Source organism: Flavobacterium sp. 9 (assembly GCF_002754195.1).
GTDB lineage: Bacteria > Bacteroidota > Bacteroidia > Flavobacteriales > Flavobacteriaceae > Flavobacterium.
Genome location: NZ_PEEU01000001.1, coordinates 2,357,817 through 2,382,875 on the forward strand (window position 1 = coordinate 2,357,817; position 25,059 = coordinate 2,382,875).

Annotated in this window: 27 protein-coding genes; 15 read left to right on the forward strand and 12 right to left on the reverse strand. The window is 32.2% G+C overall.

What is annotated here, in order from left to right:
• Positions 1 to 67 precede the first annotated feature (67 nt).
• The 6 genes from CLU81_RS09440 (at position 68) to purE (ending at position 6,629) form a co-directional block, all read left to right on the forward strand.
• Positions 68 to 1,339 (forward strand): sorbosone dehydrogenase family protein, encoded by a 1,272-nt coding sequence (locus CLU81_RS09440; protein ID WP_099709562.1) that lies wholly within the window; start codon positions 68 to 70, stop codon positions 1,337 to 1,339.
• Positions 1,340 to 1,408: 69 nt separating this feature from the next.
• Entirely contained in the window at positions 1,409 to 1,783 is a 375-nt protein-coding gene (locus CLU81_RS09445) for a hypothetical protein (protein WP_144444488.1), read from the forward strand.
• A gap of 236 nt (positions 1,784 to 2,019) precedes the next feature.
• Positions 2,020 to 4,116, forward strand: coding sequence for a TonB-dependent receptor (locus CLU81_RS09450; protein WP_099709564.1), 2,097 nt, complete (start codon positions 2,020 to 2,022; stop codon positions 4,114 to 4,116).
• Complete coding sequence (locus CLU81_RS09455) at positions 4,117 to 4,692, forward strand: hypothetical protein (RefSeq protein WP_233209685.1); 576 nt, start codon at positions 4,117 to 4,119, stop codon at positions 4,690 to 4,692.
• Positions 4,693 to 4,923: 231 nt separating this feature from the next.
• On the forward strand, positions 4,924 to 6,078 hold the full coding sequence (locus CLU81_RS09460; RefSeq protein WP_099709565.1) for a 5-(carboxyamino)imidazole ribonucleotide synthase: 1,155 nt from the start codon (positions 4,924 to 4,926) through the stop codon (positions 6,076 to 6,078).
• A 65-nt stretch (positions 6,079 to 6,143) separates the two neighbouring features.
• A complete protein-coding gene (gene purE, locus CLU81_RS09465) occupies positions 6,144 to 6,629 on the forward strand; it encodes a 5-(carboxyamino)imidazole ribonucleotide mutase (RefSeq protein ID WP_039111763.1) in 486 nt (161 codons plus the stop codon).
• Positions 6,630 to 6,695: 66 nt separating this feature from the next.
• Here purE and CLU81_RS09470 read toward each other — a convergent pair whose 3' ends face one another.
• The gene (locus tag CLU81_RS09470; protein WP_099709566.1) at positions 6,696 to 7,364 is read right to left on the reverse strand and encodes a hypothetical protein; all 669 of its coding nucleotides are present in this window, start codon (positions 7,362 to 7,364) and stop codon (positions 6,696 to 6,698) included.
• A gap of 225 nt (positions 7,365 to 7,589) precedes the next feature.
• On the opposite strand from CLU81_RS09470, the gene CLU81_RS09475 reads away from it, so the two are divergent.
• Positions 7,590 to 9,617, forward strand: a complete 2,028-nt coding sequence (locus CLU81_RS09475; protein WP_099709567.1) for a M3 family metallopeptidase — start codon at positions 7,590 to 7,592, stop codon at positions 9,615 to 9,617.
• A gap of 123 nt (positions 9,618 to 9,740) precedes the next feature.
• Positions 9,741 to 10,400: a vancomycin high temperature exclusion protein gene (locus CLU81_RS09480; protein WP_099712717.1), complete on the forward strand. Its 660-nt coding sequence runs from the start codon at positions 9,741 to 9,743 to the stop codon at positions 10,398 to 10,400.
• Positions 10,401 to 10,462: 62 nt separating this feature from the next.
• Here the strand turns inward: CLU81_RS09480 and CLU81_RS09485 are convergent, their stop codons facing one another.
• The 9 genes from CLU81_RS09485 to CLU81_RS09520 form a co-directional block, all read right to left on the reverse strand.
• Entirely contained in the window at positions 10,463 to 11,479 is a 1,017-nt protein-coding gene (locus tag CLU81_RS09485) for a hypothetical protein (RefSeq protein ID WP_099709568.1), read from the reverse strand.
• A 57-nt stretch (positions 11,480 to 11,536) separates the two neighbouring features.
• Positions 11,537 to 12,232: a hypothetical protein gene (locus CLU81_RS09490; RefSeq protein WP_099709569.1), complete on the reverse strand. Its 696-nt coding sequence runs from the start codon at positions 12,230 to 12,232 to the stop codon at positions 11,537 to 11,539.
• A gap of 169 nt (positions 12,233 to 12,401) precedes the next feature.
• Positions 12,402 to 12,716, reverse strand: a complete 315-nt coding sequence (locus tag CLU81_RS09495) for a hypothetical protein (RefSeq protein WP_099709570.1) — start codon at positions 12,714 to 12,716, stop codon at positions 12,402 to 12,404.
• A 338-nt stretch (positions 12,717 to 13,054) separates the two neighbouring features.
• Positions 13,055 to 13,681, reverse strand: a complete 627-nt coding sequence (locus CLU81_RS09500) for an AraC family transcriptional regulator (protein ID WP_233209686.1) — start codon at positions 13,679 to 13,681, stop codon at positions 13,055 to 13,057.
• Between the two features lie 41 nt (positions 13,682 to 13,722).
• Complete coding sequence (locus CLU81_RS26775; protein ID WP_158235324.1) at positions 13,723 to 13,863, reverse strand: hypothetical protein; 141 nt, start codon at positions 13,861 to 13,863, stop codon at positions 13,723 to 13,725.
• A gap of 414 nt (positions 13,864 to 14,277) precedes the next feature.
• The gene (locus CLU81_RS09505) at positions 14,278 to 15,540 is read right to left on the reverse strand and encodes a sodium:proton antiporter (RefSeq protein ID WP_099709572.1); all 1,263 of its coding nucleotides are present in this window, start codon (positions 15,538 to 15,540) and stop codon (positions 14,278 to 14,280) included.
• 237 nt (positions 15,541 to 15,777) lie between these two features.
• Positions 15,778 to 16,470 carry a hypothetical protein gene (locus tag CLU81_RS09510; RefSeq protein WP_099709573.1) on the reverse strand — a complete coding sequence of 231 codons (693 nt, stop codon included), beginning with the start codon at positions 16,468 to 16,470 and terminating at the stop codon, positions 15,778 to 15,780.
• A gap of 79 nt (positions 16,471 to 16,549) precedes the next feature.
• The gene (locus CLU81_RS09515) at positions 16,550 to 18,043 is read right to left on the reverse strand and encodes a hypothetical protein (protein ID WP_099709574.1); all 1,494 of its coding nucleotides are present in this window, start codon (positions 18,041 to 18,043) and stop codon (positions 16,550 to 16,552) included.
• Between the two features lie 146 nt (positions 18,044 to 18,189).
• The gene (locus tag CLU81_RS09520) at positions 18,190 to 18,603 is read right to left on the reverse strand and encodes a DUF1842 domain-containing protein (RefSeq protein ID WP_099709575.1); all 414 of its coding nucleotides are present in this window, start codon (positions 18,601 to 18,603) and stop codon (positions 18,190 to 18,192) included.
• A 348-nt stretch (positions 18,604 to 18,951) separates the two neighbouring features.
• Here CLU81_RS09520 and CLU81_RS09525 point away from each other — a divergent pair, with 348 nt between their 5' ends.
• The 7 genes from CLU81_RS09525 (at position 18,952) to CLU81_RS09560 (ending at position 23,823) form a co-directional block, all read left to right on the forward strand.
• Positions 18,952 to 19,455 (forward strand): GbsR/MarR family transcriptional regulator, encoded by a 504-nt coding sequence (locus CLU81_RS09525; RefSeq protein ID WP_099709576.1) that lies wholly within the window; start codon positions 18,952 to 18,954, stop codon positions 19,453 to 19,455.
• A 456-nt stretch (positions 19,456 to 19,911) separates the two neighbouring features.
• Positions 19,912 to 20,259, forward strand: coding sequence for a hypothetical protein (locus CLU81_RS09535; RefSeq protein WP_144444489.1), 348 nt, complete (start codon positions 19,912 to 19,914; stop codon positions 20,257 to 20,259).
• Complete coding sequence (locus CLU81_RS09540) at positions 20,256 to 20,996, forward strand: YqjF family protein (RefSeq protein ID WP_099709579.1); 741 nt, start codon at positions 20,256 to 20,258, stop codon at positions 20,994 to 20,996. Before CLU81_RS09535 ends, CLU81_RS09540 begins: the two co-directional genes overlap by 4 nt.
• Before the next feature lie 35 nt (positions 20,997 to 21,031).
• Positions 21,032 to 21,853, forward strand: a complete 822-nt coding sequence (locus CLU81_RS09545; RefSeq protein WP_099709580.1) for a hypothetical protein — start codon at positions 21,032 to 21,034, stop codon at positions 21,851 to 21,853.
• A gap of 1 nt (position 21,854) precedes the next feature.
• Positions 21,855 to 22,766, forward strand: coding sequence for a TIGR01777 family oxidoreductase (locus CLU81_RS09550; protein WP_099709581.1), 912 nt, complete (start codon positions 21,855 to 21,857; stop codon positions 22,764 to 22,766).
• Positions 22,763 to 23,167, forward strand: coding sequence for a hypothetical protein (locus CLU81_RS09555; protein WP_099709582.1), 405 nt, complete (start codon positions 22,763 to 22,765; stop codon positions 23,165 to 23,167). The genes CLU81_RS09550 and CLU81_RS09555 overlap by 4 nt, the downstream gene beginning before the upstream one ends.
• A gap of 185 nt (positions 23,168 to 23,352) precedes the next feature.
• A complete protein-coding gene (locus tag CLU81_RS09560; protein WP_099709583.1) occupies positions 23,353 to 23,823 on the forward strand; it encodes an SRPBCC family protein in 471 nt (156 codons plus the stop codon).
• A gap of 9 nt (positions 23,824 to 23,832) precedes the next feature.
• On the opposite strand, the gene CLU81_RS09565 is transcribed toward CLU81_RS09560, so the two are convergent.
• Positions 23,833 to 24,381: an AidA/PixA family protein gene (locus CLU81_RS09565; protein ID WP_099709584.1), complete on the reverse strand. Its 549-nt coding sequence runs from the start codon at positions 24,379 to 24,381 to the stop codon at positions 23,833 to 23,835.
• A gap of 87 nt (positions 24,382 to 24,468) precedes the next feature.
• Positions 24,469 to 25,017, reverse strand: a complete 549-nt coding sequence (locus CLU81_RS09570; protein ID WP_099709585.1) for an inclusion body family protein — start codon at positions 25,015 to 25,017, stop codon at positions 24,469 to 24,471.
• Between the last annotated feature and the right edge of the window lie 42 nt (positions 25,018 to 25,059).

Sequence of the window (25,059 nt, forward strand, 5' to 3'; positions counted from 1 at the left end):
TTTTTTCCTTTAAATATTCAATATTTCACTAAATTGTTCTCCTTTAAACTTTTAACCCCAAACCTCTATGAAAACCGTTTCAAATATATTATCTATATCCTTTTTGGCTGTATTAACAGCTTGCAATGGACAATCAAAAGCAGAGAAAGAAACGATCTCAAAACAACCTTCGATAGTTGTAAAAACTGCAATTGGCGATCTTACTTTGCCTGCACCATACGCCACAGAATCAAAAACAAAAAACAGTAAAGTACTTGGCTGGCCAGAAGGCAAAACACCAAAAGCGCCGGAAGGATTTACGGTGACAAAATTTGCTGATGGTTTTGATAATCCACGTTGGAGTTATATTGGACCTAATAATGATATTTTTGTTGTGGAAAGCGGAACAAGAACAAGCAAAAATCAAATTATAGTTCTTCGCGATACAGATAAAGACGGAAAATTTGAAACTCGTGAAGTTTTCTTAAAAGGCCTGAATAGACCTTTTGGAATGCTGATTCTAAAAGACTTTTTTTATGTTGCCAATACTGACGGTTTATACCGTTATCCTTATAAAAATGCTCCGCTAAAATTAGAAACACAAGGAGTGAAAATTGTTGATCTTCCTGCCGGAGGATATAACAATCACTGGACAAGAAATATAATTTCAAATCCAGAGGAAACAAAAATCTATATCGCTGTTGGTTCCGGAAGTAATGTTGGAGAAAACGGAATGGACAAAGAAGTGCGTCGTGCAGCAATTTTAGAAATTAATCCTGACGGAACTGGCGAAAAAATTTATGCTGACGGACTTAGAAATCCAATGGGAATGGATTGGAATCCTGTTAATAAGGAATTATGGACAGCTGTCAATGAGCGTGATGAATTGGGCGACGACTTAGTTCCGGATTATATTACGAGTGTAAAATTGAATGGTTTTTATGGATGGCCATATTCTTATTATGGAAATAATCCTGATCCAAGATTGAAAGGTGCACGCAAAGATTTAGTTGCCAAAGCTATTGTTCCTGACGTTCCTGTTGGTTCTCATACTGCTTCTTTAGGATTGGCTTTTTATACAAAAGATGCTTTTCCTACAAAATATAGAAATGGAGCTTTCGTCGGACAACATGGTTCTTGGAATCGCTCTATAATATCGGGTTATAAAGTTCTTTTTGTTCCGTTTGCAAATGGAAAACCTTCTGGAAAACCTGAAGATTTTTTAACTGGTTTTGTTGCCAATGCTGATACAGCCGAAGTTTATGGTCGTCCGGTTGCTGTAACTGTTATGAAAGACGGATCACTTCTTGTAAACGATGATAGCGGAAACACAATTTGGAAAGTTACTGCGAATAAATAAGATTAAATTCCAATATTTAAATTCCAAGCGTTTCATAACTATGTGCAAAAACCTATCAAAACCCAGACAATGAAAAAACTAATATATATTATGCTGATAATTCCCAATCTATTTTTTGCGCAAATTCGAGCGAAATTAGTAGATTATGATGCAAGTAAAACTCCAGCATATTGTAGTAATCAAAAATCATACGGAGTATTGAAATTTGAATTACAAGAGAAAAATAGACAAAAAGGTGAAGTTGCATTTATTCTACAAGAATGTCCCAGAGAGTTAATGGAAAAAGTTGGTCAATATAAAAATGATTCTATTTATTTTGTAACATTTGGAAATAAAGTGGACAAAAAGTTAATTAAAATAGCAAAGAAAATTTGTCAAAAAGATTATCCAAAAGACGATACAAACATATTTTGGTTTGGGTTTATTAACATTGACTACCGGTAACAACCGGAATTCAAATTTGATTCGACTAATTAATTTTACCGCAAAGTTCGCTAAGCTTTATTTCTGTTATTTTTATAAAAATGAAAAGTTCGCAAAGCTTTATATCGAACTAGCTTGGCGAACTTTGTGTTTGCTAAAGCTAAATAAGGGATAAATCTTAGCGCCCTTTGCGGTAAATTTTTTCGCCTTCTATATTCCTTAATAATTAAGCATAAAACCGCTCAACAAACCCTTTTATGATTCTAAAAAAACATTGCTTTCTTATTCTTGTCGTAATTGTTTTTCAAAACACTTATGCACAAGAACAGAAAAGCAAACCCATTGATTCTCTTCAAACACAAAAGCTGGAAGAAGTTGTTATCAGTTCCCTTCATATTAATGATAGTTTACAGAATGCACCCGCTTCGATAGGAATTTTATCCAAAAAAGAGCTGACGCAAAATAACGCCACAGATATTAGCACTGTCATTAATACGATTCCGGGAGTATTTATGCAGTCTTCTAATATCACGACAACCCGAATTTCGATTCGTGGTATTGGCGCAAGAACTCCATATGGAACCAATAAAATCAGAGCCTTTTATGGTAGTATTCCGCTGACTTCTGGAAATAGCGAAACTGTTATTGATGATATTGACTTAGAAAACATTGGTCAAATCGAAGTTATAAAAGGTCCGCTTTCGAGTATTTACGGCGCAGGTTTGGGCGGCGCGATTTTGATTTCGCCTCAACTTTCGAAAAATAACGGACAAACTGCCGGAATAAGTACTGTTTTTGGTTCGTTTGGATTACTGAAAAATACTTTGAATTATAGTCTGACCGAAAAAAAATCAAGTTTAAACTTAAGTTATCATAAACTAAAAACCGATGGTTGGCGAGAAAATAGCGCCTACGATCGAGAAGGAATTACGCTTTCAGGAGAATTGTTTAAAAAGCAAAACAGCAAGCTTACTTACTTTTCGAATTATACATATTTGAAAGCTTACATTCCGAGTTCTATTAGTAAACAAGTTTTTGATTCTAATCCAGAATTGGGCGCTCCAACTTGGGTCGCTTCAAAAGGATTTAAAGAATACAAATCGACTTTGGCAGGATTGGCTTATGATTTTAAAATCAATAATAATCTAAGTAATTCAACTTCAGTTTTCGTGAATTATAAAGACAGTAATGAACCAAGACCTTTTGATATTTTACGTCAATATACTTTTGGAACCGGCGCGAGAACGCAATTTTCAGGAAACTTTAGAATTAGTAAAATCGAAAATCAGTTTATTGCCGGAATCGAATATTTCACAGATAATTACAGCGGAAATACTTTTGAGAATCTATACAAAACCAATAATGGCCAAGGAAGTTTACAAGGAAATCAATTAACAGAAACAGATCAGAAAAGACATTTTTATAATATCTTTTCTCAAATCAGAACTTTACTTTCTGAGAAATTTGAGTTTCAAGCGGGATTAAACTACAACGAAACTCATTTTGAACTCACAAACTTTCTTCCTCAAAAAACGGCAACAGAAAAATATAGTTATGACGGAATCCTTTCGCCACAATTGTCTTTTCTTTATAAACCAAATCAGCAACAAACCTTATATTTCTCCGCAAGCCGAGGATTTTCATTGCCTGCCACCGAAGAAACGCTCACAAGTACAGGCAACATAAACCCGAATATAAAACCCGAAAACGGTTATAATTTTGAAGTTGGTGGAAAATTCTATTTCTTCAATAAAAATCTCTATACCGAATTTGCCGTTTATCGAATGGAAATTAAAGACTTATTAGTGGCAAAAAGAATTGGCGACGATCAATATGAAGGTATAAATGCCGGAAAAACTTTTCACGAAGGAATCGAAGTTTCGGCAAAACACAATTGGTTCATTAATCGTTTTTTTACTTTGAATTCTTTTGTTGGAGCTTCTTTAGGGAAATATGAATTTAAGGATTTTATCGATAACGGAAATGATTATTCCGGAAATAAACTAACCGGAGTTGCGGCGAATAAAGTAAATGCAGGAATAACTTTAAATACCAATTTAGGCATTTATTTTTCTGCCAATTTTCAGTTCGTAGATAAAATTCCGATGAATGATGCCAATTCTGCTTATTCAGATTCCTATAATATCATCAATTTAAAAACAGGTTATCGTTTTGAAATACTTCCTAATTTAAATACCAATTTAGCTTTTGGCGTTAATAATCTTTTCGATGAAAAATATGCTTCGATGATTTTACCTAATGCCGTTGCGGTTGGAAATTCAAGTCCACGATATTATTATCCCGGACTTCCTATAAATTATTACGGAACTATTTCGCTAAATTACTTATTTTAGATGTCTACTAAAACCGATAAAATGTCTTCTGAATTACAAACAAAACTCAATTATCTAAAAGCTTATAGAGAAAATCGTCTTATGGTTGCGCAAGATGTTTTAGAAAATCCTTCCTTATTTAAAGAACTGGTTTCGATTTGTTTTTCTCCATTAGACAAAAACAATCATAAAGCGTGTTGGATTTTAGAATTTGTATCTTATGAAGAATTGATTTGGTTACAACCTCATCTTGATATTTTCTGTTCGAATTTGAAGATTTTAAAAGATGAAAGCTCCATTCGTCCCATTGCAAAAGTTGTTCAGCTTCTTGTAAAATCACATTATAAGAAAAACGAAAATAGTATTCAACTTTCCGAAGCCAATCTTCAAGATTGTATCGAAGCTTCTTTTGACTGGCTTATAAACGATGTTAAAGTAGCAACAAAAGCTTATTCGATAAGAACTTTATACGTTTTAGGAAATCATTACGATTGGATTCATCCTGAATTGCAAATTATTTTAAACAAAGATTATGCAGATCATTCCGCCGCTTATAAAGCTGTAGCCAAAGAAGTTTTAAAGAAAATAGAAAAATAATCTTGCCACAGATTAATTTTACCGCAAAGCACGCTAAGTTTTTTACCCTAATATTATGTTGAGAAAACACAAAGTTCGCAAAGCTTTGTGAATATAAACTTTGCGAACTTTGCGAAACCTTTGTGTTCTTTGCGGTTAAATTTTAGAAACAGATTAAAAAAAATTACGGAAATTCATCTAATTCATGGCAAAAAAAAGATTAAAAAGTATCTTTGCAAAAACACAACTACAATGAATTATTTTTCTTCTGATTTTAAATTAGGAATATTAGGTGGCGGACAATTAGGAAAAATGCTTTTGTTTGACACTCGAAAATTTGATATACAAACTTATGTTTTAGATCCAAGCGACGAAGCTCCGAGTAAAATTGCCTGCAATAAATTCTTCCAAGGCGATTTGATGGACTATGAAACAGTTTATAATTTTGGGAAACAAGTCGATGTTTTGACTTTCGAAATTGAATTGGTTAATCTTGAAGCTTTGACACAATTAGAAAGCGAAGGTTTAAAAATATATCCTTCTCCTAAAACCTTAAAAGGAATTCAGAATAAAGGAATCCAAAAACAATTTTACGCAGATAATAATATCCCAACTGCACCATTTGAAAGATTCGAGAATTTAGACAATCTAAAATCTACTGTCATATCGAGCGGAGTCGAGATGCCTTTCGTTTGGAAATGTACCGAATTTGGTTACGACGGAAATGGTGTAAAAGTAATTCGTCAGGTTTCTGATTTGGATACTTTACCAAATGTAGAATGTATTGCAGAAACAATGATTCCGTTCAAAAATGAATTGGCAGTTATTGTAGTAAGAAATCCGTCAGGCGAAATCAAAACATATCCGGTTGTAGAAATGGAATTTCACCCGGAAGCTAATCAGGTAGAATATGTAATTTGTCCTGCCAGAATCGACGAGAAAGTTGCCGAAAAAGCCAGAGCAATTGCTTTGAATGTTTCGGAGAAATTTAATCACGTTGGTCTTTTGGCAGTTGAAATGTTCCAAACCAATGATGATGATATTCTGGTAAATGAGGTTGCTCCTCGCCCACACAATTCAGGACATTATTCTATCGAAGCAAGTTATACTTCGCAATTCGAAAATCATTTGCGTGCGATTCTAGATCTTCCGTTAGGAAATACAGATAGCAAAGTTGCCGGAATTATGGTAAATTTAGTTGGTGCCGAAGGTTTTTCAGGAGACGTAGTTTACGAAAACATTGAAACCATTTTAGGTTGGAATGGCGTTACACCACATATTTACGGTAAAAAACAAACGCGTCCGTTCAGAAAAATGGGTCACGTTACAATCGTAAACGAAGATATGGCTGAAGCCAGAAAGATTGCAGAAGAAGTTAAAAATACGATTAGAGTTATAAGCATATAGTTTTCAGTCTCAGTAAAAGCTTGAAACCTGAAACAAAACAAACAGTTTTAAACAAACAAAAAAACATGAGCAAAGTAGCCATCATAATGGGAAGTATCTCTGACATGCCAGTCATGCAAGATGCCATCGACATATTAAAACAATTCAATATCGAAACTGAAGTAGATATCGTTTCGGCACACAGAACGCCGGAAAAATTATTCGATTTCAGTAAAAACGCACATACTCGCGGAATTTCGGTAATTATTGCCGGAGCTGGAGGAGCGGCGCATTTACCAGGAATGGTTGCTTCGATGTCGCCACTTCCTGTAATTGGAGTTCCTGTAAAATCAAGCAATTCTATCGATGGTTGGGATTCGGTTTTATCGATTCTACAAATGCCGGGCGGAGTTCCTGTTGCAACTGTGGCGCTAAACGGCGCAAAAAATGCCGGAATTTTGGCAGCACAAATCATCGGAAGTCATGATAAAAAAGTACTTGACACGATTATTGCTTATAAAGAAGAATTGAAAGCTGCGGTTAATAAAGCAGCTGAAGGTTTGAAAAAATAAATCCTTATTATAGAAAAAGGCTTCCATTATAGGAAGCCTTTTTTTTGCCCTTTATATTTCTTTGAATTATGCTTCATCTTCAATTTCTTCCAAGACAGATTCAAATTCGTATTCTGTTATATCTTCCTTATTTATCCAATTCTCTGAAGTAACCAAACTATAATTTATATCGTCTGTTGTTGTCAATTCCCAAACTATATCTTCAGCTTCAGGAAACGGAATGTTTTGAGAGATTTGATTTTCGAACAATCTTTTAATTAGATTTCTGTCAGACAAACCGTTATTCAATAATTTCAGCACATTTTCAGCCGTCAATTTTTGTGGTTCATTATCATTTGGAGTCATTGAAAAATGAACAATAGAAGCTTTTGCATTTGGAAATTTCCCATTATAAGCTTTAAAAAGCAATTGATTAATGTGAAACAAAGTTCCTTGCATATCTATTTCTGGATATTCTTCACAAACTTTATCAATTAACATATTGTGTGCTATTTGCTCAATTTGCCCGTCGGTTAATCTATCAGGAAATTTATATTTCAAGACTATTTCTGCAGCTTCATTTGGTTCGTAATCCGAAATCGCCATTTCTAATAATTCCGGCAAACTTGCTTTGTCTGCTGTTGCTCCATCCGGATAATTAAATTTTTCTAATAACTGAACAAAATCTTCATCAGACCAATATCCTTCTACTTCGTTAACTGTATCTATTCTCTTTATTGCAATTTGATAATTCATCGTTTTTCTGTTTTACAATTTCTGATTAGTATTTTATAACTCTAATCCTATTTTTTTCAATTTACGTTTTTAAAAACGCGTACAGAAATAAATAACATATCTATAACACAATTTAAGAGGATTTTATGCCGAGAATCGATTTGGTTTAGACGATTACATTTTTATAAATTGCTATCTTTGGAATTCAAAAATTTGACTTCAATTAATAAAAAATATTATATCATAATGAACGTTTTACTTTCAAAATTTATAACTAAACATAATACCGCGCCTTTTTCGCAAATTAAAATCGAAGATTATTTTCCAGCTTTTCAAGAAGGAATTACTTTGGCTAAAGCCGAAATTGATGCGATCGTAAACAATCCAGAAGCGCCAACTTTTGAAAATACTGTTGTTGCAATGGATTTTTCAGGAGATATTTTAGATCGTCTTTCCAGTGTTTTCTTCAATTTGAATTCGGCTGAAACAAGTGACGAAATGCAAAAAATCGCTCAGGAAGTTTCGCCTTTATTATCTGAATACGGAAATGATATTACATTGAACGCAGCTTTATTTGCTAAAATAAAAACGGTTTACGATCAAAAAGAAACATTAAATCTAAATCCGGAGCAAACTACACTTTTAGATAAAAAGTACAAAAGTTTTTCTAGAAACGGAGCTAATCTACCTGAAGACAAAAAGGAAAAACTACGAGAAATCGACAAAGAATTATCGAAATTAAAATTACAATTTGAAGAGAATATTTTGGCAGAAACCAATGCCTTCGAATTGCATTTGACGGACGAGAAAGATTTAGCCGGATTACCGGAAGGAACTATTGAAGCAGCAAGATTATTGGCTAAAAATCAGGAAAAAGAAGGTTGGATTTTCACTTTAGATCATCCAAGTTATGTTCCGTTTTTGACGTATGCTGATAATCGCGAATTGCGTAAAAAAATGGCGATCGCTTTTGGAGCAAGATCATTTCAGAATAACGAATTCGACAATCAGGAAAATGTTTTAAAGATTGCCAAATTACGTTTCGAAAGAGCGAATTTATTAGGTTATAAAACTCACTCAAATTTTGTTTTGGAAGAAAGAATGGCCGAAAGTCCGGAGAAAGTTTTTTCTTTCCTGAATGATTTATTGGCTAAAGCAAAACCTGCTGCTCAAAAAGAATTTGCTGAATTGACGGCTTTTGCCAAAGAACTGGACGGAATCGAACAATTAGAAAAATGGGACGGCGCTTATTATTCTGAAAAATTAAAACAACAGCTTTTTAATTTAGACGATGAAAAACTGAAACCATATTTTCAATTAGAAAAAGTATTAAATGGAGCTTTTACAGTTGCCAAAAAACTATACGGATTAACATTTACAGAAGTTTTCGACATCGATAAATATCATGAAGAAGTTACAACATATGAAGTAACAGATTCAGAAAATAATTTAATTTCGATTTTCTATGCGGATTTCTTCCCAAGAAAAGGAAAAAGAAACGGCGCTTGGATGACTTCATTTAAACATCAATCTATAAAAGATGGCGTAAACGAAAGACCACATATTTCTAACGTTTGTAATTTTACAAAACCAACAGAAACAAAACCATCTTTATTGACTTTTAATGAAGTGACAACTTTATTCCACGAATTTGGTCATGGTTTACACGGAATGTTGGCGAACACAACTTATCCAAGTTTATCAGGAACATCTGTTTTCTGGGATTTTGTAGAATTACCAAGTCAGATTATGGAAAACTGGTGTTACGAGCCTGAAGCTTTGGCTTTGTTTGCGAATCACTACGAAACCGGAGAAATTATCCCGATTGAATATGTACAGAAAATCAAAGAAAGTGCAAGTTTTCAAGAAGGTTTGGCAACTTTACGTCAGTTAAGTTTTGGATTATTAGACATGGCTTGGCACGGACAAGATCCAACGCATATTACAGATCTAAAAACTTTCGAAACAGAACAATTTGCCAATACGCAATTGTATCCTGATGTAAAAGAAAATGCGATGAGTACAGCTTTTTCACATATTTTTCAAGGTGGATATTCTTCTGGATATTACAGCTATAAATGGGCTGAAGTATTAGACGCTGATGCTTTTGAATATTTCCAGGAAAAGGGAATTTTCAATCACGAAGTAGCAACAAAATTCAAAGATAATGTACTTTCAAAAGGAGGAACAGAACATCCGATGATTTTATACAAACGTTTTAGAGGTCAGGAACCAAAACCGGAAGCTTTATTAAAAAGAGCGGGACTTCTATAGACTTCTTAGAATATTAGATAATTAGAACCGAAGTAGAAATACTTCGGTTTTTTTATTTGATTTTATCTAACAATAAATTTAAGTATCTTCGTGTTTTTAAATCTTAATCTTACAAAAAATAAATTGAAAAAATATTTTAAAATCGCCCTTTACCTTGCAATTATTGGATTAATCTCAGTCATTTCTGTTAATTATTACGTGAAATCCACAACTAAAAAACACATCTATTACTCGCTTAAGAAATTTCCAAAAAATGATGTGGGAATTATTTTTGGTGCCGGAATCAACGGAGATCAACCCAGTAAATATTTAAAGGATCGCCTTGATGCGGGAATTCAATTATACAAAGCAAATCGAATCAATAAAATTTTACTTTCGGGAGATAATGGTCGTGACGAACATGACGAATTAACGGTAATGAAAAATTACTGTTTCAATCATGGAGTTGATACAACTAAGATATTTGTTGATTATGCCGGTTTTGATACATATTCTACAATGTATCGTGCAAAGCATATTTTCAAAATAAAAAAGGCGACTTTAATCTCTCAGGAATATCATTTAAACAGAGCGATTTATATTGGACAAAAATTGGGAATAAAATCGGTTGGATATTCTGCTAATAATGGAGAATATTTGGGATATAAATATGTTACTTTTAGAGAATATGGTTCTATTTTTAAATCCTTTTTTGATGTTTTAAGAAATCGAGAACCACGTTTTTTAGGAACTTCAATCGATATTAATGGTGTTTCAAATTATTCTAAAGAAGATAAACGATAAAAAAATCCGAGGTAAATTTTACTTCGGATTTTTCTTTTTTAGAAATTACAAATTTCAATTAATTATGCCCATTTAATAGTATAAAGCTCAGCAATATTTTTCGGACGGGTTTCTTTTCCATCAGCCGTTTCTTTAGTTTTAGAAGTACTGGCTGTATTTATAATTGTCGTCGAACTTTTATCCCCTGTTAAAATAGTCTTATCAATTGAAAAATCTAATCCATGATCGTGCTTAAGAAAAACATCTTGTTCTACAGTACTTACCTGATCTCCTTGGATTGTTCCTGTACCGGGTGGTTTTCTATTTGCAGCATCAGGATCAACCTTAGCACCATTGTTCCATGCTCTGCTGAAATATCCTCGCATATCGATAAGCATTGAATTTCCGCTTTGTCCCTTCCCAAATCTATTATTAATCACCGAATTTAGTCTTGAATAATCATTGCTAAGTTCTACTGGAGCCTGGCATAAAGACAATTCTTCAGCAGGAGGATTTTTGGTTGCAATATATTGTTTGCGTTCTCCTATAATACCTTGCACAATACACGGTAAATTTTCTATAGCAATTAACCCCACATTTCCATATACTTTTGAAACAGCAATTACAATCGATGTTGCTGACGAACTAATTGTTATCCAAACAGATTTAGCTTCTTTATTAACTTTTAATTCTACTTCAACTTCAAAATCTCCTATACCATTTTTCACAATAGTATTGGAATCAATACCATCCGAAAGTGTTATGTTTACGTCGCCGGCGATACTTAAATTCAAGGCTACTTTAACCGAAATATTTTTTTCTAAAAGCATTTGTTTCCATCTGGGAAATTCATGGAGCGCTTGCTTAAAAGTCATTAAGCTATTACCTCCGCTTTTCTTAATAATGCAACGTTCTGTATTTTTATCAAAATTAATACTCCCGTTTGCTCCATTATCTTCATAACACCAACCATCAGGAATTCCGTAATTAAATTCAATTTGATTACTGAAATATCTAAAATCATAATTATATACAAGATTTCGCTGTTGCAAGGCATATAGATAATCATCTATAGATCTTTTATTATCGAATGTTTTCATAAAATTTCAATTAAAAAAAGGGCCACTTAATATGCAGCCCTTTCAGATATTATATTTTTATACTCTTCCTGGAGTCACTAGCCAGTCTCCCGTAGCTGTCAAAGTAACGGTTGCTTCTAAGTTTTTAAAATCGCTTAATTCAACTTTTGCAGACTTTCTCGAAATTGTTGAAATATCAGCAAGTTCATAATTTGTAAATGAACCAGTAGCGATATAAAATGAAAACTTTGGAGTAATTGTGTTTTGATCATCTGGCGAAGGAGACCAGGTAACCCCTAAAAATCCATTTTGTGTCTGGATACCAAAGCTCATGTTACTAAACCACTTCCCATTTTCATTTACCTTTTTGTTAAAATTGTTAGACAATAGAGCAATCGTATCATCTGGACTTTTTTGACCTTGAACAAGATTCAATTCTGGTCCCTGATTAGGAGGTATAGTGGCGTATTTCGCTTCCCAAGTTTGTTTTAATTCAGCTTTTCTGAAAATACTGGTTTCAATTTGCACACCCAATCCTACTTCTTCGTTTGATGCACCAGCTGCCAAAGAGTATTGAACCGGAATGACAAACTTATTTGTTCCTCCATAATCTGGCACTACATTTAAAGTAGCAGATGAATTTGCAAAAACGGCACTATCTGGTACCCCAACTGGTTTTTCTAAAAAACACCAGAAATTTTTTGCATCACTACCTTCATTTTTTAAATAAATAGTATAATGATTTACCGAATTTAATGCTTCTAAATTTAACATAGTTTATAATTTTTGATTGTTTGTCCCTACTCGTAGGCTTTTCAGGTTTCGCCTCGCATTATTTCCTGAATGCGAACAGTCTGATTTTTTTAAGTGGTTGCTGTTCCACTAAAATGTATTAACATTTTTAATTCCCATGAACTAGTGTATCACATAATCTTTAACAATATCAGCTAAACAGATTATTTGCATCTTTTAGCGTTAAACCTGATATTAGACAATGATTTGGATTACTCGGTATTGGAGCCGTTAAAACCCTTCCGCCTTTTTGTATTATTTTTTCGGCTGTTGATGTTCGCGTTCCATAAGCATGCATTGCCGGCGCCATTCCTACCATAATTGCTGTAATATTGTTTGAGCCTTCAATGCTATTTACACTAGCATCTAATAATCGACCATGTTCGTCTACTTCCTCCTTGGAAAAAGGTTTGAGATCGGCATTTTTTAAGCCTCTAATTACAGTCCCTTTTTGAATATCTCCCATAATGATTCGTTTAATACTATTATAAGCTACATGCTTACAAAGTTTTTTATTAGCTACTAGACCCTCTAGTGTTTTTAGCTATAATGTCGAATAGTTTTTTAAACAAACTGTATCAATCAAACTGTACTTTTATTTTTTTTTTGGCATGAAAATCCCATTTACACTGTTGAACAGATTGTTTTTTTCTACTCTTGATTTAATCATTTCCTAATCTGCAGTATCAGGCCATGAAATTTTTTAGGTTCAATTTGTACAAATCCTGAATTCTAATAAGTCAAAATTATCAGTTTATTCCTTCTTCGTCTTGTACAGAATCACCTACTTTTTATCAATTTGAATCATAGCTGTTTTCTTAATAAATCAACAAAAGGAAATAAAATGATAGTTTCCTTATATTTACTGGGAGGACAGTCAAAACTTTGTTTAAAAACATGCGAAAAATGGGCGGTATCAAAAAAACCTGCAAGAGATGCTGCTTCAGTAATTGATTTTTTTTGTAACACTAATATTTCTGTAGCGTATTGAAGCCTTATATCACGCAACAGACGTATGACAGGGAATCCAAATAAAGATTTCACTTTGCGATTAAGATTTGATGAACTCATAAAAAGTTTATTAGACAAAATCTCAATAGAGAAAGCTTCGTTATCAAGATTATCAATTATAATGACCAGCAACTTTGCTAACCATATATATTCACTTTTTAACTGAATGAGTTTATTAAAGCATTCTTTGGTTAAAGGAATTTTCCAGTCATCCGGTTTAAATCCGGTAATTAATCCATTTTCACGATATGCTAAAGGAGAAAGACCAAACTCTTGTTTGAATTTACGGCTGAAATTAGTTGCGCCACTAAAACCACAATAAAGAGCAGTTTCTTCAATAGAAAGTTTATTTGCATTCAAAATATGCTTTGCCAGTTCCATCTTATAATACAAAATGAGTTTCCCAGGTGAGAAACTCATTTGATTTTGCATTTTACGATTAAGTTGGGCTTTACTGATTTTTAATTGCTCAGCCAGTTGTGAAACTCCAAAAGAAGGATCTGTTTTTTTTCTTGTATAATAGCATCAATTTGCTTTAAAAAAATTTCATCACAATAGCTATTTAAAGCAATGACGCTTTTTTTACTTTCGAATTCTTTCATAATTAGTAGGTTTTTTGAATAATAAGTGATCGTTTAAGCTTTATGGGAAAAAAGAGACAGAATAAATTTTTATTCCATATCTCTTATCTGCCTCAAAACTAACTGTAATCAAACCTAAAAAAGGAGAAAAATGCTACAAGACAAGTAAAAAAAGGCATAGGAACCAGTAAACATGTTACAAGATTTTTCTGACGATAACTATGAATCAAAAACGAATATTTAAAACTTATTTTTAAAAGTTTAAAAAAATTAAATGCTTTCACAATGACAGTAATTGTGAATCCTAATTATTCTAAAGATGACAAACTATAAAAAAAGCCTGCAAAAATATTTTTGCAGGCTTTTCCCTTTCAGTTAAATAATTTTAAAGAGAAAAACTTCATTCTATTCTCTTTACTCTATTTTCTATTTTCTTTACTCTTTCTCTAAAACTCTTTTTGCTAATTTACCAACGGTTAATCCTTGAACGACAATTGAAAATAATACTACAATATAAGTTACTTCCAGCAGGAGGTTTTTATATTCTCCTTCAGGCATAGAAAGTACAAGCGCAATTGAAACTCCACCACGGATTCCTCCCCAAACTAATACCATTAAAGAACCTTTGTTATAAGCAGATTTTATACCAAATATCTTAAATATATCGAAGAATTTCCAAGGTAAAACAATAGATGCAATTCTGGAAAATAACACGATAAAAATAGCCACAAAACCGGTTAGTAATTGTTTATTCAAATCAGGTAATAACAATAATTCAAAACCTATAAATAAGAATAAAATAGCATTTAATATTTCATCTATAAGTTCCCAAAATTTCTCTAAGTAATCTTTTGTTACTTCGCTCATAGCAACTTTTTTTCCGTAATTACCAATAATTAATCCTGCGACTACCATTGCCAACGGACTTGAAACATGTAAACTTTGAGCAATCAAAAATCCTCCCATTACGATAGAAAGCGTTATTAGAACAGAAACTTTATAATCGTCGATTTTCTTCATAACTCTCGATGCAGTATATCCTAAAACTGCTCCCAATAAAAGCCCACCAATTCCTTCTTTTGCAAACAACCAGGCAATAGAACCAAAACTCATATCAAATGTAGGATCGGTAGCCATTTTTAAAACAACGGCAAACATTACTACTGCTACTCCATCATTAAACAAAGATTCACCAACAATTTTAGTTTCGATTCTTTTAGGAACTTTTGCTTGTTTTAAAACTCCCAGAACCACGATTGGATCTGTTGGAGAAATTAATGTTCCGAAAACTAAACAATATATATACGGGATTTTTATTCCTAAAACAGGTGCGATATAATAAAGTAATACTGAAATAATTAAGGCTGACAATACTACACTAACTGTAGAATAAATCATAATAGGAACTTTTTGTTCTTTAAGATCAGACATATTTACGTGCAGTGCGCCTGCAAACAAAAGAAAATTCAACATTGCTCCCATTAAGATTTCGTTGAAGTCAAATTCTTTTATCAATTCAAAAAAATGCTTTGTAGTTGCCGGAAAATAAGAATCCCCTAAAAGGCGAATTCCTACCGAAACTAACATTGCAATAATCATTATTCCGATAGTTCCGGGAAGCTTTAAAAATCTTAAATTTAAATAGGCGAAGAAAGAGGCCAATACAATTAGTATTGAAAAAGTGTAGTATAATTCCATAAAAGTGATTTTTACAAAAATAAATTTCCATTATCTAATACAAAACTTCATTTCCTAAATTAACATAACTTTACAATTGTTAAAAACACTTTAAAAGCCTTAAAAATACAATCGATAAATAAAAAAGCCGAAGTAAAATCAAATTTACTTCGAGCTTTTTTTATGAATTTAATCATTATAATAATCTATGTATGGTTGTATTTGGACTTTATTTATAAAAAATCTAGATTATAGATCTTATATACGTTCCAATACTTTTCCTGATTCCACGATCCACTGTCCTCTATTTGTTAATGTGACCGTTACTTCCTGATTTCTAAAATCACTTAATTCAATTTTTGCAGCTTTTCTGGAAATAGTTTCAAGATCAGCAAGTTCATAACTTGAAAAATTACCCGTAGCTATATAAAATGAAAACTTTGGGGTAATTGTACATTGATCATCTGGAGATGGAGACCAGGTAACTCCTAAAAATCCCATTTCTGTCTGAATACCAAAGCTCGAGTTACTGTACCACTTTCCATCTTCATTCTTCGCTTTATCAAAAGAATTAGTAATCAAACTAATACTATTGTCAGGAGTTTGGTGACCTTGTACAGTATTTAAATTTGGCCCTTGACGAGGAGGTATAGTAGCATATCGAGTTTCCCAAGTTTCTTTTAGATTAGCACGTAAAATAATACTTGAATCAATTTGAACTCCAAGACCTACTGGCTGTTCTGCTGCACCAGCTCCTAAAGAATATTGAAGGGGAATGGCCAAACTATTTATTCCTCTATCATTTGAATCTACAGATAGAAAAGCTGATGAATTTGCATAAACACTTTTATTAGACAACCCTTCTGGTCTTTCTAAAAAGGCCCAGAAATTTTGGTTATTACTACTTTCATTTTTTAAATAAATAGTATAATTAGTTGATGAATTTGGCATAATTTATTAATATGGTTACTTATCCCTACTCATAAGCTTTTCGGGTTCCGCTTTGCATTATTTATTAAATACTTAGAGTTTATTTTTTTTGCTTTTCAGCATTGATAAAATCTAAAAGTTGTTGTGTTTTTAATCTCTCTATTTCCTTAATACGTTTCGCACGTGAATTATCTAAATTATTTGCATTCTTACCTGTAGAAGTTAATTGAGGTTTGGTAAATAGTAAATAATCTCCAAATAAATGACTCAAAAACAAAGGAGATTTTCCCGGTCTCTTTTTATCAAAGTTTGCAGATTTATGACAAGAAAAGCAATTTGCCAAATTATCATTTTTGATGCTGTGTATATCTTCCTGAAAGGTCTGCGTATAAGTTTCCATCGTAATGTTTGCCAAATTAACTGAACCTCTGGCTAACGAATCCGGAAGCGCACTTGCGAGATTTTTTGTTACAATTGCTTTCTTTTGGTTTTCAGAAGAAACTCCGTCAAAATTTAACCAGATAGAACCATTATAAAAATAATTTCTAAAAACATCCTTCAAATTAGCGGCTACACATTTATTGATATCCTCGATATTATTAAAATTAGCAGGTTCTGCCTGACTTGTAGTCATAAAAGCGCCAGTGTTTAAATCCTTTGGCACACCATATTCATAAAGAATAAATGCTTTATTTTCAAGAAATGGTTTTTTCGTAATAGTATCCCATCTAATTCCATTTATGCCAGAAGTAGTTCCTTTTTCATAAAACAACATTTCGTTTGCAGACGTTACCGAATTGTTTTTCTTATCATAAACAGGCGCCATATCTTTGTGTTCGAAAGTTGCCCAGATAAATTCAGGATGATTTTTTACAACTCCAACTACGTGCATACCTAATAATGCAACAGTCTTTTGAACATATTGTCCTTTGCTATTTTGAACAGCGGCCTTAGTTGTAAAATAATCTTGTTGCTGCGCTTTGGCAATTGCATCAATATTAATCCAGGAAGCTTTTAATTCTAAAGCGCCAACCGGAAATGTCTCTAAATTAGAAGCCGGCAATTTCTTACTGTTGATTAAGGAAGCCATTAAAACAGCTTTGTCTTTTAGCAGCGCATTAATATGAATGGAATAATAAACCGTATCTGCGGCATTATTAAATTTAGGATTAGAATGCAAAACTCCACTAAAACCGGCTTGATTAATAGAACTCAACGTAAGTTTAAGTCCCAATTGTGGCGCAACATCTTCCATTTGCGGACTAACCAAATCCAGAGAATCTAAAAAGAATGGATTCCCGTTTGGCAATGGTTTTGTAACCCACAAAAACTTTTGCCACGACCATTGGTGAAAATCACAGTTTGTAGTCGTTTCACTATCAAACGGACTTCCATCACCTTCTGCCGGCGCCGGAGTCTGATCATGAGGAAACCAACTTTTTTCACAATCACAGGTTTCAGATGATGCGCTGGCATACGAAGGCGAAGCACCATCTTTATATCCGGCATTATTTCTATTTAAAAGAAATAACCACAAAGCAACTGCTATTACAATGATAAGCAGCAAACTAATAACGACGTATTTTTTTTTCATTTTTTCATAGGTTTAATAATTATTCAGAATCAGGATTCCCTCAACAAAAAAGACCGCCTAAAACAGGCGATCTTTTAAATCAAAACTCGAATCGAGTCAGGAAGTTTTGTTATCCTGTTGAATTTGTTTTTGGGGAAATTTTATTTCTAAACTAATTCTTCTTTTAAATTTTTCGCTTCTTTAACTGGTACGTTTTCTATATTATGTTGGTAGTATGAGAAACCTCCAGTTCCGTTCCATTCATTATCGATTGCTAAATGAGCATCAAATTTTGCTAAAAAAGAACCCAATCCCGGAGGAGGAACAGAGTGAACATATTCTCCTTGAAGACCAACTACTTGTGTAACTTTACCAATTCCGGTTGCATATATTTTTCCCGTTACCTGAACAACAATACGGCTATCAGGACCTGGTATAGCCTGAGTAATTACAACTGTACCTGTCACAGAATGTTGCGATGGTACAACTACTAAACTAAATGTTGCGATTGGAGCGCCTGGTGTTCCAACATTTCCAATTGTGCCTTGTGCTAAATAAGCACCTGCTAATAAATCTGACATAATTTTTTTGATTTAGGTATTCCTACTCGTAAGGCTTTTCGGTACCGCCTCGTTTTTTTCAGTGGGTTCTGCTCCACATAATTAATTAATAATCAAATAGTTCAAAAACACCTTAACACACATTCTTGGACTATTTTCTATTTCAAAACTACAGCAAACAAGCAGGCGTTTTTCACAAAATGTTACAGAACCAAAATTATTGAGCACAAAACAGATAAAGAATGGCACAGGAAAATCTATTACGTAAAAACACTTGCTTTTATAAATTCTAAAAAAATAAATAACGCATTTAACAATAAAGTTTCATTTATTTTTGAAAGTTTAAAAACTTTTACTTACATTTGATCCATGGAATTCAAAGAAGCAAAAAATAAGTTTGTACAAACATGGGGAGCATTAGGTTCTCAATGGGGAATTAATAAAACCATGGCACAAATCCATGCTTTATTAATGGTCTCGAACGAAGCTGTTTCTATGGAAGACATCATGGAGGAATTGCAAATTTCGCGCGGAAATGCCAGCATGAATCTAAGAGCTTTAATGGATTGGGGAATTGTCTATAAAGAATATAAAGCCGGAGAAAGAAGAGAGTTTTTTACTGCCGAAAAAGATTTGGATGAATTGGCTTCTAAAATTGCCAGAGAAAGAAGCAAAAGAGAAATTAAACCTGCTCTTAAAATATTAAAAGAAGTTTCGACTATTGAAGCAAAAGATTCTGCTGAAGAAAAACACTTCGTAGATCAAACAACTAAATTGTATGACTTTGTTTTAAAAGCAGATAATATGTTGGATAAAATGACCGAATTTAATGAAAACTGGTTGGGACGTTTGGTTCTAAAAATTATGAAGTAAAAGATCAAACTAAAAAAATTTAATTAAAACTTTCATTTTTTTCTGAAAGTTTAAAATAATCAATAATTATGAAAACTATAAAAAAATTAAACAATTTCGCCCTTATACTCTGTTTTCTCTTTTATCTAACTTGCTATTTACGATTTGTAGGACAAGCATTTCTTACAATTATTCAAATACTTACAGCTATCTTTTTAACCGTAAAGATTTTTTCAAAACCAAATAATCTTTCGATCAAAAATCAAATAAAAACATATTGGATTATCACGATTCTGAATGCCATAATACTGTTTTCATTTTTCCATACTATAATGTGGAATGATTTTTTACAAGTCGCCTTTGTAACCATAATTCCAAATCTTACTGCTATTTATTTTTATAAAATATTACTTAAATACGAAAGCTTAAGATTTGAAAAAATAAAAATTGATTAACTCACTTAATTTCAACCTTATTATGAAAGCTATAAATTATCTCAATTATTTTTTTGTTGGTTTCCCCATATTACTTATTTCAATTGGATTAATTACTAATGAACAAAGCGGCGATTTAACCGGCTATGGTTTATTATTTACAATGCTTACCGGATTGTTTCAGGTGGTTTTTGGAATAAAAATGCTAATCGACGAACCTAATGACAAAAGTCTGCAGTATTACATAAAAGGAGTTGTTTTCTTTTTTCTCCTATGGTTTGTTAACAGTCTAATACTTAATTATCATTTTATCTACTTCATCCTATATACAATTCCGCCAATACTTGCAGTCTATTTTTCTACAATAACCTATAAAAAAGCACACTTATGAACTTCTTAAAAGCTGAATGGAAAAACTTAGCACTTTTCAATTATGAAGTTGATGCTAAAATCTTAGAAAAATATGTCCCAATTGGTACTGAAATAGATTTATGGAACAACAAATGTTATGTGAGTTTGGTTGGTTTCATGTTCAAAAACACAAAAGTCTTAGGGATTAAAGTTCCTTTTCATATCAATTTTGAAGAAGTCAATTTAAGATTCTATGTAAAACGTTTTGAAAATGGAGAATGGAAACGCGGCGTAGTTTTCATCAAAGAAATTGTTCCTAAAAGCGCTATTACATTTATTGCAAATACTTTGTATCAGGAACATTATGAAACTCAAAAAATGACACATAAAATTATTGAAAACGAAAACACAAACACTTTTGTTTATCAATGGAAAAACAAAGAAAATTGGAATACGATTCAATTAGAAACTCAAAAAAATCCAACAGAAATTGCAATCGATTCTGAAGCTGAATTTATAACGGAGCATTATTTTGGATATACTAAAATTGATGAAGAAACCACTTTCGAATATGAAGTTCAACATCCGAGATGGGAACAATTTGAGGTTTTGAATTATAACGTTGATATTGACTTTAAGAAAACTTACGGACGAGATTTTGAATTTTTACAAACCGAAAAACCTATTTCAGTTTTCCTGGCAAAAGGTTCAAAAATTAGTGTAAAAAACAAACGAAAACTCGAAACTATGTTAGCTCTGGAAGAAATTTACAACTAGAATTCCAAGTTATTATTAATCTAAAAAAAGGAATTATGAAAACGCTCGAAAACCAAACTTTACTTTATGATGAAGATTGTCCGCTTTGTAGTTTGTACACAACAGGATTTGTAAAAAGCGGAATGCTTGATGAAAATGGAAGAAAATCTTATTGTGAATTATCTCAAGAGGAACAAACTTTTGTAGATTTAAAACGCGCACCAAACGAAATTGCTTTGGTAGATAATAAAACTAAAACCGTTATTTATGGAATTGACAGCTTAATAAAAGTTATAGGATTTTCTTTTCCATTAATTGAAAAAATTGCAACAGTAAAACCCATTCATTTCATCTTGAGAAAATTATATTCTTTTGTTTCTTACAATCGAAAAGTGATTATTCCAGGTGGAAACATTAAAGAAAACAAATTGCAATGTACTCCGGATTACAATTATAAATATCGTTTCATTTTTATTGGTTTTGCATTAACGCTGACAAGTTTCGTTTTATTTGGATATTCTAATTTGATTCCCAATTTGCCAAAATCAAATATTCTAAGAGAATTCATTTTAGCATTTGGTCAAATTGTGTTTCAAAGTTTATTTCTTTTCAAAATGGACAAAAAAACAATTATCAATTATGCCGGAAACTTAATGACTATTTCTTTAATGGGATCTTTAATTTTGACACCAATCTTAATTCTTAATCAATTTATTAAGGTTCCGGAAATTCTTATTCTAGGTTGGTTCGGAATAACCGTTTTCATAATGTTTGCAGAACATTTTAGAAGAGTTAAAATTCTAGAACTTCCCTTTTATTTATGTCTCACTTGGGTACTTTACAGAATCATTGCTTTACTATTTATTTTAAATTTATAAAATGAAAAAACTAATCATCGCAGCCGGAACAGGTTTTTTAGGACAAGTTCTAATCAATCATTTCAAAGATAAATTTGAAGAAATTGTAATTCTAACCAGAGGAAAATCTCAAACCGTTGACGGAATAAAATATGTAAACTGGAATGCTAAAACTTTTTCGGGTTGGGAAAAGGAACTTGAAAACGCAATGGTTTTAATTAATCTCGCAGGAAAATCTGTTGATTGCCGTTATACAAAAGAAAACAAAAAAGCCATTTTATTATCCCGAATCGAAAGCACAAAGATTTTAAACAAAGCTGTTTTAAACTGTAAAAATCCGCCTAAACATTGGCTGAATTCATCAACTTCTACTATTTATCGTTTTTCTTTGGACAAACAAATGGATGAAATTGATGGCGAAATCGGAAATGATTTTTCTATAAATGTTGCCTTGTCTTGGGAGAAAGCATTCTTTAAAACCGAAACTCCAAATACTTTGAAAACTGCTTTGAGAACTTCAATAGTTTTAGGCAAAAATGGAGGCGCTTTTATTCCGTTAAAAACTTTAGCAAAAATTGGTTTTGGAGGAAAACAAGGAAAAGGAAATCAGTTTATAAGCTGGATTCACGAAGAAGATTTTGCGAATGCAATTGATTTAATCATTCAAAAAGAAATTACCGGCATTATTAATATCGTTTCTCCCGAACCAATTCGAAACGTAGACTTTATGAAAAAGCTTCGAAAAGCGGTTGGCTTCCCTTTCGGAATTCCCATGAATGCTTTTCTTCTGGAAATTGGCTCTTTCTTCATCCGAACAGAAACCGAATTGGTTCTAAAAAGTAGAAATGTGATTCCGAAGCGACTTTTAGAAAATGGATTTAAATTTAAGTTTGAAGATATTGATGAGACTTTTAAAAATTTATTAAGAAAATGAAAACACAAAATATAGATTGGAGTTATTTATTTAAACAATGGTTTTTTAGTTTGATAATAGGTCCGGTTATTTCTCAAATAATTGCCTTTATTCCTATTTTTTATCCAAGTCAAGCAGTTGGTTTATTAGGAATGTTTCCTGTAGTTTTTATTGTTAGTCTTATCTTTTCAGCGCCAACATATATTGTATATGCATTTGTTTACAATTATCTCGCTAAAAAAGATTTACCAATTTTATATTCAAAAGCCACTTTAATGTCAATACCTGTAATTGGAGTTTTTATAACTACAGCTTTCATTGGTGGTGCGTTATGGTATTTTATAGCTGTATCATATTCACTTTCATCGATTATTTGCGGACTATTATTTAATTTAAATTTTTACGAGGAAGAGAGTATATAATAGAATCTAAAGCTCCTTAGGAGCAAAATATTTATAGAAAACATATAAAGCGAGTCCTTCATTGAGCTCCGGAGGAGCGCCATATTTTTCTAAATATATCATCTCGATGAGATTCAATAACATATTATTCACTATAGTTCTATAAATATGACATCCCTACAGGATTTTAAATACACCAACAAATAATGACAACAATTAACCTTACAACAAAAATAAAAGCCCCAAAACAAATCGTTTTTGATGCTTCAAGAAATATAGATATTCATCAGCAATCTGCAAGTCCTTCAAAAGAAAAGGCAATTGCAGGAATTACATCCGGATTAATAAATTTAAACGAAACAGTAACTTGGCGCGGCAAACATTTTGGTTTTTATCTCACTCACAAAAGCCGAATTACTGCAATGAATCTCTATGATTATTTTGTAGATGAAATGGAAAAAGGAAAATTTAAATCCTTCAAACACGAACATTTTTTTGAAGAAAGAAATGGAATTACAATCATGAAAGACAAATTGGAATATGAAACTCCGTTTGGAATATTTGGGGAACTTTTTGATATTTTATTTTTAGAGAAGCATCTTACTAACTTTCTTTTAGAACGAAATAAGGTTCTAAAAGAAGTTTCAGAAAAAACAATTGTGGTCTTAGCCGAATAATTTTAAAAACTATTTAGCGGCATTATAAAATTTTATTTCCAAAGGAAACCAAAAATGACCATACAAATCTTGTTGATTACCATCTGAATTTAAATAATACAACGAGAAGCTTATTTTAATTTTACTTTTACCAAAATCAGAGATTGCAGATTCAAACCATATAAAATTTTGCATCTCACTTTCAACTGACGGTTCGTTATCATCGTTTTCGATATTGAAAACCGTATTTTTAGACAAACAAATTGGCTCAAATGAAACAATCTTCTTTTTCACTGATTTGTAATTTTGAATTTCATTTAGAATAATCGCGTCTGACGAATCTCCGTCAATAGAAATTCCTGAAATAATGATTTTGTCATTTCTTTTACAATCAATGTAAATTCCATGAACAGAATCATGTTGATTATTTTTTCTATAAATCGTAAAATAATTAGCCTTATCAATTTTGATTGGCTCATCTATATCATTAATAGAATATTTACTTTTAATTGAAACTGTATCAATAACAATCAAAATTTCATAAGTAGCTTGTTGGGTAACTGTAGAAGAGGTTTCCATTTTATTGTTTCTTAGATTAAAAAAACACGAACAAAAAATTAGTTCGTGTTTTTCAATAAATTTTATAAAAATTAAGTTGTACTAAAATTAAGCGGGTACAACTACTTGTGGATCCCAGTAATAATATCCGTATAATTGTTGTGTTTGTCCGTCACCTGCTAAGGTATAAACAGCGATATATACGTAAAAATTCTCTGTTCCTCCTCTTGCTATTTTAGAATCGTAGCTGGTGAAATTTTGAACCGTTTGAACCGGTGGAATACCATTTGCCTGGTCTGGATTAGGCTGTACGGCTCTGTTTCTTGTAACGATATCCGTTGTAAAATTGTTAAATACGTGATCTCCGTTCCAATATTTAATTCCGTAAAGAATTACAGAATCATCCGAGTTTTGTTGAATTGATGTCCCTCTAAAAGACACATAATCCCCAGCGTTAGCTCTAAAACTTAAATCTGCTGTACCTTGACCTGAAACAATCCCTCTTGGACTGTAACATATCATATATTGACTATTGTGATTTATTCCCTGTGGATTATTAGGGTCTGAATTCGCAGGAAAATTATTCTTAATATATTCTGTGTCTATTACGACAAGAATATCAATCTGTGCCGATGAGGCTGCTGCACTTTGTGTCATGATATTATATTATTTGTTTCCCTACTCATAAGGCTTTTCAGG

Coding starts and splice junctions, on each gene's coding strand:
- CLU81_RS09440 (WP_099709562.1), top strand. CDS start 68: ATGAAAACCGTTTCAAATATATTATCTATATCCTTTTTGGCTGTATTA.
- CLU81_RS09445 (WP_144444488.1), top strand. CDS start 1,409: ATGAAAAAACTAATATATATTATGCTGATAATTCCCAATCTATTTTTT.
- CLU81_RS09450 (WP_099709564.1), top strand. CDS start 2,020: ATGATTCTAAAAAAACATTGCTTTCTTATTCTTGTCGTAATTGTTTTT.
- CLU81_RS09455 (WP_233209685.1), top strand. CDS start 4,117: ATGTCTACTAAAACCGATAAAATGTCTTCTGAATTACAAACAAAACTC.
- CLU81_RS09460 (WP_099709565.1), top strand. CDS start 4,924: ATGAATTATTTTTCTTCTGATTTTAAATTAGGAATATTAGGTGGCGGA.
- purE (WP_039111763.1), top strand. CDS start 6,144: ATGAGCAAAGTAGCCATCATAATGGGAAGTATCTCTGACATGCCAGTC.
- CLU81_RS09470 (WP_099709566.1), bottom strand. CDS start 7,364: ATGAATTATCAAATTGCAATAAAGAGAATAGATACAGTTAACGAAGTA.
- CLU81_RS09475 (WP_099709567.1), top strand. CDS start 7,590: ATGAACGTTTTACTTTCAAAATTTATAACTAAACATAATACCGCGCCT.
- CLU81_RS09485 (WP_099709568.1), bottom strand. CDS start 11,479: ATGAAAACATTCGATAATAAAAGATCTATAGATGATTATCTATATGCC.
- CLU81_RS09490 (WP_099709569.1), bottom strand. CDS start 12,232: ATGTTAAATTTAGAAGCATTAAATTCGGTAAATCATTATACTATTTAT.
- CLU81_RS09495 (WP_099709570.1), bottom strand. CDS start 12,716: ATGGGAGATATTCAAAAAGGGACTGTAATTAGAGGCTTAAAAAATGCC.
- CLU81_RS09500 (WP_233209686.1), bottom strand. CDS start 13,681: ATGAGTTTCTCACCTGGGAAACTCATTTTGTATTATAAGATGGAACTG.
- CLU81_RS26775 (WP_158235324.1), bottom strand. CDS start 13,863: ATGAAAGAATTCGAAAGTAAAAAAAGCGTCATTGCTTTAAATAGCTAT.
- CLU81_RS09505 (WP_099709572.1), bottom strand. CDS start 15,540: ATGGAATTATACTACACTTTTTCAATACTAATTGTATTGGCCTCTTTC.
- CLU81_RS09510 (WP_099709573.1), bottom strand. CDS start 16,470: ATGCCAAATTCATCAACTAATTATACTATTTATTTAAAAAATGAAAGT.
- CLU81_RS09515 (WP_099709574.1), bottom strand. CDS start 18,043: ATGAAAAAAAAATACGTCGTTATTAGTTTGCTGCTTATCATTGTAATA.
- CLU81_RS09520 (WP_099709575.1), bottom strand. CDS start 18,603: ATGTCAGATTTATTAGCAGGTGCTTATTTAGCACAAGGCACAATTGGA.
- CLU81_RS09525 (WP_099709576.1), top strand. CDS start 18,952: ATGGAATTCAAAGAAGCAAAAAATAAGTTTGTACAAACATGGGGAGCA.
- CLU81_RS09535 (WP_144444489.1), top strand. CDS start 19,912: ATGAAAGCTATAAATTATCTCAATTATTTTTTTGTTGGTTTCCCCATA.
- CLU81_RS09540 (WP_099709579.1), top strand. CDS start 20,256: ATGAACTTCTTAAAAGCTGAATGGAAAAACTTAGCACTTTTCAATTAT.
- CLU81_RS09545 (WP_099709580.1), top strand. CDS start 21,032: ATGAAAACGCTCGAAAACCAAACTTTACTTTATGATGAAGATTGTCCG.
- CLU81_RS09550 (WP_099709581.1), top strand. CDS start 21,855: ATGAAAAAACTAATCATCGCAGCCGGAACAGGTTTTTTAGGACAAGTT.
- CLU81_RS09555 (WP_099709582.1), top strand. CDS start 22,763: ATGAAAACACAAAATATAGATTGGAGTTATTTATTTAAACAATGGTTT.
- CLU81_RS09560 (WP_099709583.1), top strand. CDS start 23,353: ATGACAACAATTAACCTTACAACAAAAATAAAAGCCCCAAAACAAATC.
- CLU81_RS09565 (WP_099709584.1), bottom strand. CDS start 24,381: ATGGAAACCTCTTCTACAGTTACCCAACAAGCTACTTATGAAATTTTG.
- CLU81_RS09570 (WP_099709585.1), bottom strand. CDS start 25,017: ATGACACAAAGTGCAGCAGCCTCATCGGCACAGATTGATATTCTTGTC.